The sequence below is a fragment of the Bacillus sp. 5w2 genome (assembly GCF_054353775.1).
The window spans coordinates 30,727-49,369 of record NZ_JBTIWT010000016.1; the positions used below are offsets into that span (position 1 = coordinate 30,727).

The following is an 18,643-nucleotide window of genomic DNA, read 5'->3' on the forward strand; positions in this document are numbered from 1 at the left end:
ACATCTTAATTATACGATTATTTCTGAACGACAAACGTAATAGCATTTGTTTTTAATTGAATGTGTCTTTCGTTTCGGACTATATTATAAGCTATTTCTTTTATTTCAACTTTTATTTCTTGCCATTCCTTATAAATGCTTTTTAATAGATATATCATATGTTCAGTTGGAAGGTTAATTTCAATTAAAGCATCTAATTCTTCTTTCGTATGTAAGTCAATTTCTTGTATGTTCGAGTTAATAATTAAACAATTGATACCACCAGTCTTTGTACCTTTTTTCATAGAATGGAGCACGTTTTTTAAATCTTCTTCTGATTGAACATGCTCTAAACTTGATATTGCAACGATATAATCAAAAATATCAGGTTGGATGTAGTAGTTTTCAATTGCTGCTTGTTCTGTTTTTATAACTTCAAAAACATCATGTTCTTTACTATAAATTTGTAATTTTGTTAAAGCAGAATCAAGTAAGTCTACACATGTAACAGTGCCGCTAGCATTTTGTATCTTTTGTGCAATTGGAATACTATTTCTTCCAACGCCAGAGCCGAGATCTAGTACTTGTAAGAAATTTTGTCCTTCAAAGTAATCCATCAAGTCCATAACTGTGTTAACTGGTTTGTATAGCCAAGAGCCAGTTTCAAATAGTTTGTATTGTTCATAGCAAAGGTCATGATATTTCTTTTCTTCGTGTCTTATGTGATCGATACGGTTCATATAGTTTCAGTTCCAATATTATTATTGCGAAATGAATGGGTAGGACAACCTTTTACATTTGTTTGAAACCGAAAAATACCACCAGCATTTGGATACTCTTTTAATTCGTTATCTGTCATTCTTGTTCTGGCTGTTGTAACATATAAATCTGTTAAGTTAGGCCCCCCAAATGTACATGACGTTACATATAACGCTGGAATTGGGATACTTAATATTTGTTCTCCAGTTAAAGGATTCCACCTAGTAATCTTTGAACCTCCCCAATGTGCAATCCATAAACAACCTTCTTCGTCAATTGTCATACCATCAGGTAGACCGTCATTTTCGGAAAAAATGATTACATCACTTGGATTACGAATTTCTCCAGTACAAATATCATAATGAAAACGAACTACTTTTTTAGTAGGTGTATCAATAAAGTAAAGGTATGTATGGTCAGGTGACCAAGCCATGCCGTTTGATGTATTTACATGTGAAACTTTTTTCTCTACTTTTAAGTTACTATTTAAACAATACAAGGAACCTGCAGCATTAATACCATATGTATCTGTAGAACCTGCCCAAAAACGTCCTGCTGGATCGCATTTTCCATCATTAAAACGATTTTCAAATAAATGTGGTTCAGGGTCAAAAATATGTGTCAGTTTTTCTGTTTTTACATTAATAGAATAAAAGCCGTTTTCCATAGCTAGGAGTAGTACGTCTTCTAAATATGGAACAACACAGCCAATTTGTTGATTGAGAGCAATTACTCGGTTTGTATTAGCGGTAGGACTAAATATGCATAATTGCTTCTCAACAATATCAACCCAGTATAAAAGTTGCTTTTTTTCATTCCAACATGGTCCTTCAGCCAAACTTGCTTTAGCATCTAAAACTAATTCTATATTACTAATCAAGATTTTCACCTCGCTTTATAAGATATTTATATAATTCGATAAGAATATAGGTAAACCTTTTAGCCAGAGATATTAAGATTTTTACTGTGGAAAACTGATTTTCTTAAGTGATTAAAAAAATGTATAAACATGGAGAGGAAAATGCATATGATGTTTTATGAAATTGTTTGCTTTTCTTGTAAAAATATATTTCGTGTTTACGAAGGTAGTGAAAAATATAAACGATTTAAAGAGAAAACGAAGGGAACATATTGTTGTGATGAATGTAGCCATAAAATTCAATTAGAAGCGATAAAGCATTTATTTAGATAGCTTTTATTTCCGGAAAAGTTTGACAATAAAAGCGTTGTAAATTATCATATAAAAAAACTAATATATAAAATGGCATGGAAGAGAAGAGTAGTTAAAAAAGGATACGTACAGAGAGCTCTGGTAGCTGAGAAAGAGCGGTATACATTTTAACGAAAAAAGACTTGGAGCTGCGCAAGGAACTAATTTGTTTAGGGATGGTGCGACGGATTCTCCCGTTATAGAGATAGGGTATAAGCATATTTTGCCGTACCTGAAGAGGTTAATATGGCGACGTATTAACAAACTGAGGTGGTACCGCGAAGCTAACAACTCTCGTCCTCAAGATGAATAATCTTGGGGGGGGGAGTTTTTTTATTGCATAAATTTGAAAATATGAAAACAAATAATAATTGAGGTGAATAACATATGCATTGGGCGTATGAAGTAGCACATGAATTAATTAGAAAACATCCAAATAAAGAAACTTTTGTTTGTGCATCTGGAATCAGTCCATCTGGTTCTGTTCATATCGGGAACTTTCGCGAAATAATAACGACTTATTTTGTTGTAAGAGCACTTCAAGATTTAGGGAAAAGGACTCGTTTTATATTCTCATGGGATGATTATGACAGGTTTAGAAAAGTTCCTAAAAATATTGATCCATCTTTTGCAAAATATATTGGTATGCCATACTGTGATATTCCAGATCCGTATGGATGTCATAATTCGTATGCAGAGCATTTTGAAAAAGAGTTTGAGAAATCGCTTCAAGTATTTGGGGTTGATGTTGAATTCATATATCAACATGCTGAATATAGAAGCGGAAGGTATAACAAAAACATATTAGAGGCTTTATATAAAAGAAAAGAAATATATGATATATTAATAAGATTTAAAACTGGAGAGTGTAGTGAAGAAGAGCGAGAGAGCTTTTATCCGGTTACGTTATATTGTGAGAAATGCGGGAAAGATGCAACAACGATTACACATTTTGATAAAGTATTAAAAACAGTTCAGTATGAATGTGTATGTGGAAATCAAAATGAATTATCAGTATTAAATACAAATAAAATGAAACTGAATTGGAAAATCGATTGGCCGATGAGGTGGATGATAGAGGATGTTATTTTTGAGCCGGGCGGAAGAGATCATTCATCGGAATCGGGTAGTTATAATGTATCGAAGGAAATTGCAAGGGAAATATTTAATCGTGAAGCTCCTCATTACGTTGCTTATGATTTCATTGGAATTAAAGGGAATCATGAAAAAATGTCTAGTTCTTCAGGGAATAGTATTACACCTAGTGAGTTGTTGAAAGTGTATTTACCAGAAGTGATTCTATTTATGTTCGCTAAATATAGACCGAACGCAGCTTTTCATATCGGTCTTGATGAAGATGTGATTCGCAATTATACAGAATATGAACGATTGAAAGATAGTTATGAGAATAAAACGCTCAAAAACGAAGATTTATTTGATGCAATTAAACTCTCTAAAGTTGATAGTGGGTTTAAAGAGTATCCAAAGTTTAATCAGGTTGCTGGAACGTTACCGCTATTAAATTTTGATTCATCTATTTTACAAGGTATATTAGAAAAAACAGATAGGAGTTATGCAATAGATGCTATGATAGCGATATGTAACCGTGCAGAGTATTGGATAAGAAACTTTCAATCTGAAAAATTAATTGCGGTAAATCAAGAGAGAAATACAGAGTTTTACAACACATTAGATGAGAGGCAGAAAGAATGGCTAGTAGAAGTTTGTAAAATACTTCGTTCTAATAAAGATTACTCTAACTTAATGGAACAATTGTATTCGATTTGCCATCATGAAAATAAAAAAATAATGAAAGAAAATCAAAAACAATTATTTATTATAATTTATAGGCTCATTACGAATCAGACTAGCGGCCCACGTATACCGTTATTAATACATGTAGTAGGCATTGAAAAATTCATCACATTATTAGATTTCTAAAAAATAAAGGAAACGCAAGTACTCAGTGGTCTAAGTACTTGCGTTGCAAACTTTACTATCGTGAATACATTTTCGGACATTCATCACCACGTGGTTCATAAAAGCAATGGCTTTTAAATTGCCCTGCAAATGGCTGGTTATACCATTCAGGCGGACAAGCTCCAGTTGGACGGAAATACCAAAGAGCCCATCGTGCAGGCCATCTCCACTCACCTTGTAAAACTTTTCTTGCGATTTCTTTTTCTGAATCACGAGCTCGCTGATAAAAATATCCGTATTGCACGGCTTCGAATCCGCCGGGGCTTTGATAAACTGCATCACGTACAGACCGAAGTTGTTTAAAATCTAAGCAATCACAAAATACACGATTTACTACTACGCAACCGACAAGTTGTTCACCTTGTCGACCTTCTCCTTCAGCTTCAGCGCGAATTAAACGAGCTAGTAAATCAACATCACTTTCGTTATACGGAATAAGGGGCATAGTGATACCACCTTTCTTTACCTGTTATAGTAAAGAGTGTATGTATGAAAATAAGCTAAGTGCTTTTCTATATGTAAATTCAATAATTATTAAAAGGAGCTTTTATGAAAAAAGCTAATTAGTAATTGTAGACCAATATAAAAGGAGAGAGATACTATGTATCGAATTCATAAAGAACATAGCATTTACGCAATGTCACCAGAAAATAAACCATGTATGGAAGTGGAAATTGGGAGTCGCCTTGTATTTGAAACATACGATTGCTTTGAAAATCAAATTGATTCTGAAGATGTTGTGTTTCAAGAATTAGATTGGAACCGGATTAATCCAGCGACTGGCCCAGTATATATTAATGGTGCAGAACCTGGTGATATATTAGCTGTAACAATTGAAAAGATAAAAATTGCAGAGCAAGGTGTTTTAACTACAGGGGCAAATCTAGGCGTAATGGGTGAAGAGCTACATGAAAATACAGTGAAGATCGTCCCAATACATAATGAACATGTTTTGTTTTCAAATGAACTACAAATCCCGATTAATCCAATGATCGGTGTAATTGGTACTGCGCCGAAAGAAGAGAGCATTTCATGTGGCACACCTCATGATCACGGCGGGAATATGGATTGTAAAGAAATAAGAGAAGGGACAACATTATTATTACCTGTAAATGTTCCTGGTGCTTTATTAGCATTAGGTGATTTACACGCAGCGATGGGTGATGGTGAAATTGGTGTTAGTGGAGTAGAGGTTGCTGGTGAGGTGACAGTAACAGTTCAGATTATAAAAGGAAAGAAATGGCCATTACCAATGGCTATCCAAAAAGAAAAAGTAATGACGATTGCTTCAGAGAAATTATTAGATGATGCAGCGAATCGTGCTGTACGTAATATGGTGACATTTTTACATGAAGAATTAGAAATGTCTAAGGCTGAAGCAACTCTTTTATTGTCAGCTGCAGGCAATTTAAAAGTATGCCAAGTTGTGGATCCACTGAAGACTGCTCGGGTGGAACTAGGTATGAATTATGTGGAGAAACTGGGATTTACTTTGAGTGAATTTCATTTTAAATAAGAATAATGGAAGAAGGGTGCTGTTGTATAAAAGTATCCTTTTTTAATTTACGAATTAAATAAAAAAAGGTAGTATTTAATTTATATAATTGTATATAAGATTGTGGAGTGAAAAAGGAGTTAACAAATGGTTAAAATTATGATTGTAGAAGACGATATGAAAATTGCAGAACTATTATCAACACATGTTGCGAAATACGGGTATGAAGGGATTATCGTATCGGATTTTCAAAATGTATTAAACATTTTTTTAGAAGAACAACCAGAGTTAGTTTTATTAGATATTAATTTACCGAGTTTTGATGGGTACTATTGGTGCCGTCAAATTCGCGGAGTTTCTACATGTCCGATATTATTTATCTCGGCCCGTGAAGGTACGATGGATCAAGTTATGGCGCTAGAAAACGGTGGCGATGATTTTATTTCAAAGCCCTTCCATTACGAAGTTGTAATGGCTAAAATTCGTAGTTATTTAAGACGTGCTTACGGGGATTATGCACCGAAAGTAGAAGAACGGATGGTTGAGCAACAAGGACTTTGTTTATATCCCGAAAGGCTTGTATTAAAGCTTAAGAATCAAGAGATTGATATAACGAGAAACGAAGCCATTTTATTAGAAATGTTAATGAAAAATTATCCGCGTGTTGTGAGTAGAGAAGTGTTATTAAATAAATTATGGGATAGCGAATCTTATGTTGATGATAATACATTAAGTGTAAATACAACACGTGTGCGAAAAAAGTTAAAAACGATGCAGATTGAGGATGCGATTGAAACGATTCGTAGTGTTGGATATAGATTGCATATTACTTGGGATACTGGTATGGAAAAATGATAAGGCTGTTTATACGTGATCATATACCACTTATTTGTTTTACAGCGATCCAACTACTAGCCATATTCCTCGTATATTGGTTTGATGGACATAATCACATTTCAACTGCATTATATGCAATGTTTTTAGGTGTTTTCTTTATGGGAAGTTATTTAGTATTTCGTTATTTTACACATCGTTCTTTTTATGAGCGCTTAGCAAACCCAATGCAATCTTTAGATGAATCTGTTCAAAAATCTGATTTTGCAGCTGTATCGATTGCTCTTCAAGAACTACTTGAGGTGCAATATAGACATTATCAAAATCAGCTGCAAATACAAGAGAGAAAAAATAATGACCATTTAACCTTTATGAATCAGTGGATCCATCAAATGAAAACACCTTTATCTGTAATAGAATTAATTACACAGGATGAAGTAGATTCGCGTTTTGAAAGTATAAATGAGGAAACAGATCGATTAAAAAAGGGATTAGAAATGGCTCTGTATGTCGCACGTTTAGAAGCATTTACACAAGATTTTTATGTAGAAAGAGTACAACTACATAAAATAGTGAATGATTCCGTACATGAACATAAACGCCTCTTTATCCGGAACTTTGTATATCCAGAGCTTAAAATTGAGAAGGATATTACTGTAGAGAGTGATGCGAAATGGTTACAATTTTTAATTGGACAAATACTATCGAATGCAATTAAATATTCATCAGGTAATAGAGAGAAGATTAAAGTGAAAGCTTGTAAGGAAGATAATACAGTTATACTTGAAATTGCCGATAATGGTGTAGGGATACCGAAGCAAGATTTACCAAGAGTGTTTAAACCTTTCTTTACAGGAGAAAACGGTAGAGCTTTTAAAGAATCAACTGGTATGGGGCTCTATCTTGTATATGAAATTACGAAACAATTAGGACATAATGTAGAAATTCATTCAGAAGTTGGTAAAGGTACCGTTGTACGAATTAAATTTTGTAATGTGTAACAAGTGAACAAGGCTAAAGAACTTTGGAGATAAGTTTTTTAGCCTTGTTTTATCCCGCTTTAATGGGCAGTAAGACCCCCACCTCAAAATTCGGCGAAAGCAAAGAAGTTAGGGATCAACTGCCCATAAAAGTCCGATTGGTGAGGGCTAATAATCAGTGTGGGATGGAGCCCCCCCTTTGAAAGAGATAGCTTCATGAATTCATCCTATGAATAAGTGTATCAACATTAATAAGTATAATGTTCGATTCGTGATATGTTTTGTGGATTATAATAGAATTAGTCTTTTGTTTTTTCATGATACAGTATTGTAATTAAGTAAACAAACTTAATAATGTATATCCAATTAATCCTAAAATAATGATAGGAACCATCATTAAGAAAGAAGAAATTCGATTAGCATTAGAGCGTTCTAATACAAGAATCAAGATAATTCCGACTATCACTTCGGTATATCCAACAGGTAACATGTGACTATAGTCTTCAAAATTTAAAAGAATGTGAAGTCCATCCGTTACAAAAACTCCACTAATAAGCGCACTTCCGAATTTATGAAGTGGATTTGTAGTATCTTTCCATAGAAAACCTGCAATTCCAAAGATAGTTCCTCCTATAAATGCACATACAATCCATACAGATATAAAATAAATAGAGTGAGCTACATTTTTAATAACAATTGCATAACCATAGTAGCCTAATACCATACCGAGTAGTGCAAGGATACCAGAAAGTATAGCTGTACGCTTAGAATAACTAAAGCTAGCCACAAAAAAGGATGGAACTAACCAAACACTTCCTAGATTAGCTAATGAATTCCAATGTCCTGGAAGTATACCTTGCCCTAATTTAGTTAGTATACCAACAATTATCCCTACTATAATCGGGATGAGAAAAATCCTTAAAAACATATTTAACTTTGTGATTTTTAATGTCCTGTCCATAAAATCAATCCTTAGATTAATATTTTCTACAAACATATAATAGCTTATTGTAGGGGAGTAATCAATAAAGATTTATTGAAAAACAATAAGTTATTGTTGGGTAACGAATAACATTTTATTTTTATAATTGGGTGAATAAAATATCAAGTACTCGTTACTCAACCAAATAGTAAATCAAATAATATATGCAAGTAATGAAATTGCCCAAAACATGTAATTCAACTTAGTATAAATCTCTCGTATTTTCATGAAATGATTTATGATAAATAAGAAACGAAAAGGGATTGATATAGTTTCCTCCTGTTTTTATTAATAATTTATTAGAAGGAGGGATTTTTTTGCTAGTTGTGAATGTTAGGGGGATTGTAATGGATATTCGTAAAATGAAATATTTCATAGCAGTGGCGGAAGAATTAAACTTTAGTCGTGCGGCAGAACGTCTTATGATGGCACAACCGCCTTTAAGTCAAGAAATTCGAAAGTTGGAAGAAGAATTAGGTGTTCAACTTCTTCACAGGACAAAAAGGATGGTTGAACTTACCGATGCGGGGAAAATCTTTTTAGAAGGTGCGCGACAAACGTTACTTCAAGTAGATAGAACCATTAAAGAAACACAGCTCGCGGATGAAGGGAAGATCGGGCGTTTAATCATCGGTTTTGTCGATTCTACAGAAACAGTTATAGACATATTAAAAACATTTCGAGAACGGTTTCCTAAAATTCAGCTTATATTACGCGAGATGACAACAGACCAGCAAATAAAAGCACTCTATGAAAAACAAATTCATATTGGATTTATTCGTTCTAAGCAGAATAATGAAATATTGTCTTCCGAAGTTTGTTCTAAGGAACGTTTAAAATTAGTGTTACATCAAGATCACACTTTCGTTTCGTTACCTAATATTTCTATTAAAGAACTAGTGGATGAACCATTTATTTTATTTCCTCGTCATTTCGGTACTAACTTTTATGATTTAATTATTAGTTACTTTTGGGAACATGGAGTAAGTTTAAATATTGTTCAAGAAGCGATTCAAATGCAAACGATTGTGAATTTAGTTGCTGCAGGAATGGGGATTTCTGTCGTTCCATCATCGGTAGAAAGTTATAAAAAATCGGGAGTCATTTATAAAGAGATTAAAGAAAAAACACCAATAATAAATTTATATGCCGGATGGAGACAAGATGAAAAGTCTGTCGTGTTAGAGAACTTCTTAGCAGTTGTTAGAGAGGTTTATATGACTTCACAATTTGAATTTGAAAAGTAAAGGCCCATCTTGATGGGATGGGCAGTAGGTAATTTGGAAAGGTATTATTTTTATTGTAAAGTCACTGACGATTTAACCTGTTTTACTTGGATCGTACTCAATGAAACTTTTTAGCACGTTATCAATTTGATCCATACTTTCTGGTGATAATTTTACACTAGAAGCAATTACATTTTCTCTTATTTGCTCCGGATTGGAAGCGCCAATAATAGCAGAGGAAACAGCTGGATTTTGTAGTACCCATGCAACTGCGAGTTGAGGTAGGGTGAGATTATTTTCTTGTGCAATAGGATTAAGTTTCTGGATACCAGTAAGTACATCATCATTCATCCAGCGTTGTACAAGTTTATTGAAAAATGGTTTTCCAGCATCTGAATTAGCACGGGATTGAGTTGGGATTGGTTTACCAGGTTGATATTTTCCAGTTAGAATACCTTGTGCGAGGGGAGACCAAACAATTTGACCAAGTCCTTCACGTTGACATGTTGGTATTACATCAGTTTCGATTACTCGCCACAACATCGAATATTGAGGTTGGCTAGCAATAAGAGGGATGTTCAATTCTCGTGCAAGTGCTGCACCGCGGGTGATTTGTTCCGATGTCCATTCACTTACACCTAAATAAAGGACTTTCCCTTGTCTTACAAGATCTGAGAAAGCTAACATCGTTTCCTCAAGGGGAGTTGTTGTATCGAATCTATGTGCATAATAGACATCAATATAGTCTGTATGTAGCCGTTGTAACGATGCATTACAATTTTCTATAATATGTTTTCGTGATAAACCTCGATCATTTTTTCCTGGTCCGGTCGGATGGCATACTTTTGTACAAAGTTCTATACTTTCTCGGCGAACACCTTTCAAAGAGCGGCCAAGTACTTCCTCGGCTATCGTGTCAGAATAAACATCAGCAGTATCGAACGTTGTAATTCCGACATCTAGTGCGGCTTTTACACAATCATTTGCAGTATCTTCATTTACTTTTCCGCCATGGTTTATCCAGTTTCCGTATGCAATCTTACTTACTGTTAATCCACTGTTTCCTAGTTTGCTAAATTCCATTGTAGAATCCCTCCTAAAAAATGATAACTTTATTATAAGAACTGAAATGTAGTATGTATAATATATAATTAATCATAAATTTATATAAAAATTATATAAGAGAGGGTGCTTAGAATTTTTTCTGCTAGGGAAATCTAAAAGAAGTAGTACAACAAATGTAGTTTATGCTTGTTCAATATGAAGTTAAGAAATGATAAATAGACCTAAAAGAAAGCGATCTTTTTAGCAGCACAAATAATTGCATTTACTCATACAGTACTATCATGGTACAATATGGTTACTAATGACGGAAAGGAATGATGGGTGGACGATGATTAACTAATCTTATTTTTAAATGTTGAAATGAAATAAATTTCAATTTCTAAAAAATAGGATTAGTCTGCCCAATTTCCAAACAACGGTATCGCTATTTATGTTGCGCAATAGCTTATTTGGGTATAAATATTTTAACGACTAATCCTGCCAAATTTATTTGGGAGGATTTTTTTATTCTCCCTTAAGGAAAGGGATCGGTATTATGAAAGAACTATTAAAATTAAATGATGTTTATGTTGAAATAAAGGAAAATATGTTGTTAGAGAAAATGAATGTGACAGTAAAACAAGGGGATGTTATCGGATTAATTGGTAAAAACGGTGCTGGTAAATCAACGTTACTTCAATTAATAAATGGAAAGATTGAACCGACAAAAGGTACTGTTGAATGGATGCAAATGAATATGACAACAGCATATGTTGAACAAGAAAAAGAGTCTTTTGTTAGTAAGGATATGATTGCAAAAGAAGCAGAACTTCTTGCGAAATGGGGCGTGCCAACGAACGACTTTCATACTTTAAGTGGTGGCGAAAAGCTAAAAGTACGATTAGCAAAAGGATTTGCTGAAAATCCTAATGTCTTAATATTAGACGAACCGACAAATCATTTAGATGAGATGAGTACGGAATTTCTCATTAAGCAAATTAAAAATATGAAAGGTACAGTTATCGTCGTATCGCATGATCGATATTTTTTAGATGTTGTCGCGACTAGAATATGGTCAATTGAGGATAAGAAATTAATTGACCATAGCGGTAATTATACAAGTTATATGAAAGCACGTGAGCATAAAAGAATGACGCAGCAGCGTGAATATGAAAAACAACAAAAAAAGATAGAACAAGTAGAAACTCATATAAAAGAATTAAGTTCATGGTCACAAAAAGCACATGCGCAGTCTACAAAACAAGAAGGAGTGAAAGAATTTTATCGTGTAAAGGCGAAGCGAATGGATGCACAAGTTAAATCGAAACGAAAACGCCTCGAAAAAGAGCTGGAGAAAACGAAAGTAGAACGTGTGAAAGAGGAGTATTCAGTTGAATTTTCTATACAAGCGAGTAAAAAAGTAGGAAAACGTTTCTTAGAAGTGAAACAATTGCGGAAAGAATTTAATAGACGAATATTATTTGAAAACGTTAATTTTACAATTCAGCATGGTGAGAAGGTCGCGATTATTGGACCAAATGGTAGCGGGAAAACAACTTTACTGAAGATGATTATGGGAACAGAAACTGTTGAAGGAGAAGTATGGATTTCACCTTCAGCAAACATCGGTTATTTAACACAAGAAGTATTTGATTTACCACTTGATAAAACACCAGAAGATTTATTTTATAAAGAGACATTTGAAGAAAGAGGAAAAGTCCAAAATTTAATGAAACATTTAGGATTTGAATCTTCCCAATGGACAGAGCCGGTTCGACATATGAGTATGGGGGAACGAGTAAAATGTAAGCTCATGGCTTATATTTTAGATGAAAAAGATGTACTTATTTTAGATGAACCGACGAATCACCTTGATCTACCTTCGCGTGAACAACTTGAAAATACATTAGCTGAGTATAACGGAACACTCGTTATCGTTTCTCACGATCGATATTTTCTGGAGAAAACAACTAACACAAAACTCGTATTTTTAAACAATACGGTACAAAAGCAGCTCGAAGAATCTACGAAAACAAGAGATGAAATTGAAGAGATACGTTTAACGTTAGAAACAGAAAGACAAGAAGTATTAGGGAAATTAAGCTTTTTAACTTCTAAAGACAAAGAATATAAAGAACTAGATGAACGGTTTATGGAACTTACGAAGCAGATCAAGGCGCTTTAACGTAAATAAGGGGGATTAAAATGGGAGAAGAGAGTTTGACTAAGTTATTTAGAATAGATTATGGAGACATATACTTGCAAGAGTTTACGGTCAAAGATGCAGAGAGTATTTATAAAATAGCAAATCAACCAGAAATAGAAAAATTTTTACCCGACTGGAAATCAACGAAAGAACAAAGGGTTAATTGGGTTACAAATGATGAAATACCAGCAAACAAAGCATTTCTTGACGCAGTGACAACTACGACTAACATAGATGATCATATATTAAAACTAGGAATATTTAAGAAATCGACTAATGAATTTGTTGGATGGTGCTGCACAGGTATGAAAGATGAGCTTCCTGCACCGAACAGAGAAATCATGTATGCTATCTCAAATGAACATCAAAATCATGGCTATGCTACAAAAGCGACTAAAGGCTTAATTGACTATTTGTTTAAAGAAACAAATTTAAATGTCCTCAACGCAATCGCTTTAATTAACAATGTACCATCAAATAAAGTCATTAAAAAATGCGGGTTTACTTATTTGAGTGAACAGAAGATAGAAAATCAACTATATAATCATTATTTATTGAGTAAATCTGAATGGAAAGAAAATATTTCTCTGTAAAAGGAATTAAAACGAAATCATTAAAAAGCTTAGAGCTAAAACTCTAAGCTTTTTTACATTCATTTTATACCTGTTAACATATGAAGGGTACAATTGTAAGGAATTCTTGATAGAATTGCTTTTCAACAAAATAGGGAGATCAAGCTGTACATGTGATAACCAGTTTAAAAAATCATTTATGAAAAGGGAATTGGAATATTTTGTCGAATTCGTGTATCAATGATAATACAAATTTCTTACTCAAATCATCCTACAAACGCATTACTTTAAGCTCAATTAGAAGAATGGAAGGGGAAAAATGGGGTGATATAAAGAAGAATTTGGTCTTAGTCAACAAAAAATGCAGCTAAGTCTATTAAAGAGCTGCATATAAAACTTACGGTTGATTGCTATTAAATTAAATCTTTAAGCCAGGAATTAGTTTAAATGAGGGAGGGGAGCACATATTATTATTTGGTTTCGTCACTTACCACAAATAGGTATGGATTATTCAGAATGGACGCCGTTTATACAGAATAATTGGTACCAAAAACATTATATGAAGTTTGTATATTTATTTCAGATTATCATTTTTATGATACCTTATTTTTTTGAAACAAGTTTCACTCATATTAATATATTCTATCTTATCATAATAGGTATCCTAGTCTTCATCATTCACGAATGTCTACACATTTTAGTAATAAGTAAAAAAGGAGATATTAGCTTAACATTTAGTGGGATATTCTTTTGGCTAAATACAAATGCAACCTTATCCAAAATTAGATTTTGGGTCTTTATGAGCTTTCCTGTTATTGCATTATCGGTAGTTCCTGCCATGATGTCTTTCTTTGTATCAGGAAATATTAAATCAATTTTATTATTTATATGTTGGATAAACACATTCATTTCCGCCTCAGATATTTACAATTCATTTTTGATTGCAATGAAACCGAAGAACTCATTTTTTTGCAGAGGGTATTATCAAGTGAAATAGTATTTAATGGGTAACTCAAATATGCTTCAAATAATGCAATAGTTAAAAATATAATATTTGAAAATAAAAAGACCGATAAAAAATCGGTCTTTTGTTATTAATAAAATAAATATTAGAAAATAGAATTGTAATTTAAACCAATATGCAAATATTATAAGATAGATATGCTTTGTTTATAGATTGAGAATAGGTTTATTATCAGTTTTTTTAGAAATCTTACAAACGTGTAAGATAAATGAAAGATGAATCAATATGAGCTATAAGACAATTCATTTACACTTTATTGTGAGCAGTGGAAATGAAGGGAGAATATACATGGAAATTTTACATGCAAAAAGTATTAGTAAAGTATATAAAGGGAAAGTACCTTATAAAGCATTAGTAGATATTGATTTATCAATTCAAGAAGGTGAATTCGTAGGAATTATGGGTCCATCAGGTAGCGGGAAAACAACGTTATTAAATATGGTATCTACTATTGATTCTCCATCATCGGGAGAAATTTTAATTAATGGCACAAATCCTTTTCAATTATCATCAGAAGAATTAGCGTTATTCCGCAGAAAACAATTAGGATTTGTTTTTCAATCATTTAATCTTCTTAGCACACTTACTGTAAAAGAAAACATTTTATTACCGATGACTTTAGATGGTGTTTCTGTGCAAGAAATGAACAAACGAGTGGAAGAGATTGCTGAGAAATTAAATATTACAGATATATTAAGTAAAAGGACGTTTGAAATATCTGGAGGGCAAGCTCAGCGAACAGCAATCGCTCGTGCGATTGTTCATAAGCCGCAATTATTACTTGCGGATGAGCCAACAGGGAACTTGGATTCTAAATCTTCAAATGATGTAATGGAGATGCTCGATACGCTTAATAAAGAAGAAAAAGCAACGATGATGTTAGTGACACATGATCCGTATGCAGCGAGCTTTTGCAGCAGAGTAATTTTTATTAAAGATGGTCAACTATATAATGAAATTTATTGTGGCGAAAGCAGGCAAGCGTTTTATCAAAAAATTATGGATGTCCTTTCTTTGTTAGGAGGGAAAAGGCATGACTTTTCGTCAGTTCGCATTTAATAATATTTTTCGTAATAAGCGTACATATGCAGCTCATTTTTTGAGTAGTGCATTTTCTATTATGATTTTCTTCACGTATGCTCTTTTATTATTCCATCCTGATTTACAAGGTGAGCTAAAATCGACAAGTGCAACAATAAGTGCATTTGGTACAATGGGATTTACAATTTCGCAAGGTTTGATTTTTATATTTTCATTTTTCTTCATTCTATATTCAGTTAGTTCATTTTTAAAAACGCGTAAGAAAGAATTTGGCATATTAATGATGCAAGGTATGTCAATGAGACAACTTAAGAAGTTATTGTTAATTGAAAATATGTTAATTGGACTTGGTTCAATTTGTATAGGGATTTTCATTGGACTCATATTTTCTAAACTAGTCTTATTGATAAGCGCAAGTGTATTAATGATTAATAATGGTTTACCTTTTTATATACCAGTGCAGGCTGTATTTTTAACAGTTATCACATTCCTTTTCTTGTTTTTAATCGTTTCACTTTTTACATTTAAAATGGTAAAAGTAACAGAACTTGTGGAACTTATTCAAGCGGAGGAAAAGCCAAAACCTGAACCGAAATCTTCAATTTTATTATCACTATTTTCTTTAATTAGTATAGGATATGGATATTTTTCAGTATTTCGTTTCGTCCCAAGTTCCAATTTTATTACACTTGGAATAGGTGTGATCCTAGTAATTATAGGAACGTACTTTTTATATACACAGTGTAGCGTTTATATATTGCATCTTGCGAAAAAGAGTGAATCTTTCTTTTTAAAGAGAACAAATATATTAACATTTTCTGAATTAATTTACCGTATGAAAGATAATGCAACGATGTTTTTTATAGTATCTATTGTTTCAGCAGTTGCATTTACAGCGATTGGTACAACAGCTGCAATTGGAAATAGGGATTTGGTAAGGATGACAAATCCGTATACCTTTTTGTATGGAAGTTTTGAAAACGACAAAGTATTAAATAAAAATCTTTCTATTATAAAAAAACACCTTTCTGATGCTAATATTCCGTATCGAATGGCTTCATCTTCATATATATACACAGAAAGTAACGTGAATATAATGAAATTAAGTGAATATAACGATCTTGCAAAAGCACTTGGGTATCAACAAGAAACGATTGAAAAAGAAGATGAAATTATATTAATTCCTGGAGTTGTATCACAAAAACAAGAATTTAAAAATGGCGAGTATAAAAAGAATATAGAAGTCATTCAAGGTGACTGGACAAAGACATTTCATGTGAAAAAAGCTGTAGAAAATTTAGTTTTACCACATGATTCTAGAACTATTTATATCGCTGTTCAAGATCAGGTATATGATGGAATACCTCTTATTAGTGACCCAGTTAATCAAGACAGTCCATTTCGTACTTACGGATTTGTTGTAGACGATTGGATGAAAACGAAAGAGATTTCAAACCAATTAAATAATATATTCGATAAAGATCCAAGAGACACACATTTCGAATTTAGAGCTTTAACAATCGAGTTGCTAAGTGCAAAACAAACGAATGGGTTATTACTTATGGCAAGTGTTTTAGTCGGAATCGTCTTCTTTACATTTGCCGCTAGTTTTATATATTTCAGATTATATACAGATTTGGATCGTGATCAACAGCAATATAAAATGATTTCGAAAATGGGATTAAGTAAACGGGAATTAAAAAAGGTTGTAACGAGACAGTTAGTATTAATGTTCTTCTTACCAATTATTGTTGCAGTAATTCATACTATAGTCGCTTATATGGCATTACAACAATTAGTAGACTTTTCTATTTTAAATAGTTCTATCGTTATTTTAATTTCATTTATATGTATACAGGTATTATATTTCTTTATAACCCGTTGGCGTTACCTGCAAAAGCTGTATAAGGTTATGGAGCAATAGAGTATATTAGCTTGTAAGATTACACAAAAATATGTGAAAAAATGAACTGTATGATGAAAGGAAACGCGATGAAAAGAACTTTAACTATTTTTATGTTAACGATACTATTTTTAATAAGTTTTAGTGCATGTTCTAAAAAGGAGAATTCATTTCCTGCAAACGGTTTAATAATCATTGGGGATGAAAATAAAGCTTCACCAATTATTAGTCGTTATCAAGAAATTACCAAAGAAAATGAAGTGTTTTCTGTGAAAAAAAGTAAATATGGGAATGGACAGGTATTAATTTTAAATGAATCCACAGCACAAGCGATGATTAAAGCAAATGTTTTTCGTAAACGAGATAATGGATCCAATTTAAAACTAATAGATAAGTTACCGAAATTCCCGAAAGAGGGCTCGCTGTTGTTTACACATGAAGATGAAAAGAGTATGAAAAGTATTGAATTAGAAGGAAAAGAGATTCCTGTTTCATACGATAGTGACGCTTGGATAGGTAACACTCGTAAATATCCAACGCAATGGTATGTAATGGTATCAAAAAATAGTGTGTATAAAGAAATAAAGGCAAATGAAACGAAAATGCACCTTCTTCATTTGAAACAATCACTAGGTGACGAAAAGCCTAAAATGTCGACAGATAATACCTTGGTTAATGAAAATGTCAAAGTAAAAAAGCTAATTAAAGGTTTGGAAGAAGAACTATCTTTTCAGTTTGTAACGATTGAAGAAAAACCTTAAAAAAGAGTTCGAGGCTGATAGAAACTTTATCAACCTCGAACTCTTTTTAGTGTATAGGCCATTCATATAACATATATTACATTACTTCATTTAATCGAGTCTCATGCGTTTCTTCAATCGCATTTGAATGTTGAACTGAATTATTTTGAGCTTCTTTTTCTTTACGGACTTTTTGTAGCATTTCAAGGATGATCCATAAAGGAACACCTTTATCCTTTAACGTCTTCCATAAATCTAATTCGTTAAATTTATGCTCAGGTTGTTTCATTTCTTTTTCAGATGAACGAATATCAAATTTGATAGGATCATTTAATTTTTTAACTTCAAGTTTAGTAGAAGGGATAGTATTACGCTCAAGATTAGATGGAGTTATTTTAGTAGGTTGAGATAATGTATGAATATTTAATTCGATTTGCATGACTTTTCCTCCTTCTTAAGTAATGAAATTAGTTTTCTTATGATTTTTAAATCCATTTAACATGAAGAAACTAAATCTAATTATAAATTCAAATAATCGGATTTACAAGTTATATTGTAAAAAGTAAATGTTTACTTGAATTAATATTTATCAACATTTGTGTATGCTTTCTATATATACAATGTATATAAAATACTTTACATTATGTTTAAGTTATAAACTAAATATG

Annotated in this window: 18 protein-coding genes and 1 other annotated feature; of the genes, 12 read left to right on the plus strand and 6 right to left on the minus strand. The window is 32.5% G+C overall.

Translation table 11 applies throughout. The features are described from left to right. Positions 1 to 17: 17 nt before the first annotated feature. Together ACXY7N_RS22240 and ACXY7N_RS22245 are read right to left on the minus strand one after the other, a co-directional pair. Positions 18 to 719: a class I SAM-dependent methyltransferase gene (locus tag ACXY7N_RS22240; protein ID WP_098486525.1), complete on the minus strand. Its 702-nt coding sequence runs from the start codon at positions 717 to 719 to the stop codon at positions 18 to 20. After that, positions 716 to 1,618 (minus strand): SMP-30/gluconolactonase/LRE family protein, encoded by a 903-nt coding sequence (locus tag ACXY7N_RS22245; RefSeq protein ID WP_016087745.1) that lies wholly within the window; start codon positions 1,616 to 1,618, stop codon positions 716 to 718. The genes ACXY7N_RS22240 and ACXY7N_RS22245 overlap by 4 nt, the downstream gene beginning before the upstream one ends. A gap of 141 nt (positions 1,619 to 1,759) precedes the next feature. Between ACXY7N_RS22245 and ACXY7N_RS22250 the strand changes: the two genes are divergently transcribed. Continuing rightward, positions 1,760 to 1,930 (plus strand): DUF2197 domain-containing protein, encoded by a 171-nt coding sequence (locus ACXY7N_RS22250; RefSeq protein ID WP_016134570.1) that lies wholly within the window; start codon positions 1,760 to 1,762, stop codon positions 1,928 to 1,930. A 66-nt stretch (positions 1,931 to 1,996) separates the two neighbouring features. Next, positions 1,997 to 2,253 (plus strand) — a binding site (T-box leader). An 82-nt stretch (positions 2,254 to 2,335) separates the two neighbouring features. Next, a complete protein-coding gene (gene lysS, locus ACXY7N_RS22255; protein ID WP_098486524.1) occupies positions 2,336 to 3,889 on the plus strand; it encodes a lysine--tRNA ligase in 1,554 nt (517 codons plus the stop codon). Between the two features lie 55 nt (positions 3,890 to 3,944). On the opposite strand, the gene ACXY7N_RS22260 is transcribed toward lysS, so the two are convergent. Continuing rightward, positions 3,945 to 4,373: a cell wall hydrolase gene (locus ACXY7N_RS22260; protein WP_016134573.1), complete on the minus strand. Its 429-nt coding sequence runs from the start codon at positions 4,371 to 4,373 to the stop codon at positions 3,945 to 3,947. Between the two features lie 156 nt (positions 4,374 to 4,529). On the opposite strand from ACXY7N_RS22260, the gene ACXY7N_RS22265 reads away from it, so the two are divergent. The 3 genes from ACXY7N_RS22265 to ACXY7N_RS22275 all read left to right on the plus strand — a co-directional run bounded on the left by ACXY7N_RS22265 (position 4,530) and on the right by ACXY7N_RS22275 (position 7,258). Further along, positions 4,530 to 5,444, plus strand: a complete 915-nt coding sequence (locus ACXY7N_RS22265; RefSeq protein ID WP_488592612.1) for an acetamidase/formamidase family protein — start codon at positions 4,530 to 4,532, stop codon at positions 5,442 to 5,444. Between the two features lie 126 nt (positions 5,445 to 5,570). Then, positions 5,571 to 6,278 carry a response regulator transcription factor gene (locus tag ACXY7N_RS22270; RefSeq protein ID WP_016087740.1) on the plus strand — a complete coding sequence of 236 codons (708 nt, stop codon included), beginning with the start codon at positions 5,571 to 5,573 and terminating at the stop codon, positions 6,276 to 6,278. Beyond that, positions 6,275 to 7,258 (plus strand): sensor histidine kinase, encoded by a 984-nt coding sequence (locus ACXY7N_RS22275; protein WP_016087739.1) that lies wholly within the window; start codon positions 6,275 to 6,277, stop codon positions 7,256 to 7,258. The genes ACXY7N_RS22270 and ACXY7N_RS22275 overlap by 4 nt, the downstream gene beginning before the upstream one ends. 313 nt (positions 7,259 to 7,571) lie before the next feature. Here ACXY7N_RS22275 and ACXY7N_RS22280 read toward each other — a convergent pair whose 3' ends face one another. After that, positions 7,572 to 8,198 carry a DUF6518 family protein gene (locus ACXY7N_RS22280; protein ID WP_048566352.1) on the minus strand — a complete coding sequence of 209 codons (627 nt, stop codon included), beginning with the start codon at positions 8,196 to 8,198 and terminating at the stop codon, positions 7,572 to 7,574. 368 nt (positions 8,199 to 8,566) lie between these two features. On the opposite strand from ACXY7N_RS22280, the gene ACXY7N_RS22285 reads away from it, so the two are divergent. Then, positions 8,567 to 9,466 carry a LysR family transcriptional regulator gene (locus tag ACXY7N_RS22285; RefSeq protein WP_098986440.1) on the plus strand — a complete coding sequence of 300 codons (900 nt, stop codon included), beginning with the start codon at positions 8,567 to 8,569 and terminating at the stop codon, positions 9,464 to 9,466. A 72-nt stretch (positions 9,467 to 9,538) separates the two neighbouring features. Here the strand turns inward: ACXY7N_RS22285 and ACXY7N_RS22290 are convergent, their stop codons facing one another. Continuing rightward, positions 9,539 to 10,528, minus strand: a complete 990-nt coding sequence (locus ACXY7N_RS22290) for an aldo/keto reductase family protein (protein ID WP_016134576.1) — start codon at positions 10,526 to 10,528, stop codon at positions 9,539 to 9,541. Positions 10,529 to 11,045: 517 nt separating this feature from the next. Between ACXY7N_RS22290 and abc-f the strand changes: the two genes are divergently transcribed. The 6 genes from abc-f to ACXY7N_RS22320 all read left to right on the plus strand — a co-directional run bounded on the left by abc-f (position 11,046) and on the right by ACXY7N_RS22320 (position 17,996). Further along, the gene (gene abc-f / locus ACXY7N_RS22295; RefSeq protein ID WP_016087736.1) at positions 11,046 to 12,674 is read left to right on the plus strand and encodes a ribosomal protection-like ABC-F family protein; all 1,629 of its coding nucleotides are present in this window, start codon (positions 11,046 to 11,048) and stop codon (positions 12,672 to 12,674) included. 20 nt (positions 12,675 to 12,694) lie between these two features. Further along, entirely contained in the window at positions 12,695 to 13,288 is a 594-nt protein-coding gene (locus ACXY7N_RS22300; protein WP_088083772.1) for a GNAT family N-acetyltransferase, read from the plus strand. Positions 13,289 to 13,769: 481 nt separating this feature from the next. Beyond that, a complete protein-coding gene (locus ACXY7N_RS22305; protein WP_080117965.1) occupies positions 13,770 to 14,264 on the plus strand; it encodes a DUF3267 domain-containing protein in 495 nt (164 codons plus the stop codon). Between the two features lie 315 nt (positions 14,265 to 14,579). After that, positions 14,580 to 15,350, plus strand: a complete 771-nt coding sequence (locus tag ACXY7N_RS22310) for an ABC transporter ATP-binding protein (RefSeq protein WP_016087733.1) — start codon at positions 14,580 to 14,582, stop codon at positions 15,348 to 15,350. Next, on the plus strand, positions 15,325 to 17,256 hold the full coding sequence (locus ACXY7N_RS22315) for an FtsX-like permease family protein (RefSeq protein ID WP_016134579.1): 1,932 nt from the start codon (positions 15,325 to 15,327) through the stop codon (positions 17,254 to 17,256). The genes ACXY7N_RS22310 and ACXY7N_RS22315 overlap by 26 nt, the downstream gene beginning before the upstream one ends. A gap of 53 nt (positions 17,257 to 17,309) precedes the next feature. After that, the gene (locus ACXY7N_RS22320; RefSeq protein ID WP_240523622.1) at positions 17,310 to 17,996 is read left to right on the plus strand and encodes a lipoprotein BA_5634 family protein; all 687 of its coding nucleotides are present in this window, start codon (positions 17,310 to 17,312) and stop codon (positions 17,994 to 17,996) included. A 76-nt stretch (positions 17,997 to 18,072) separates the two neighbouring features. On the opposite strand, the gene ACXY7N_RS22325 is transcribed toward ACXY7N_RS22320, so the two are convergent. After that, entirely contained in the window at positions 18,073 to 18,414 is a 342-nt protein-coding gene (locus ACXY7N_RS22325; protein WP_016134581.1) for a DUF3914 domain-containing protein, read from the minus strand. Positions 18,415 to 18,643 lie beyond the last annotated feature (229 nt).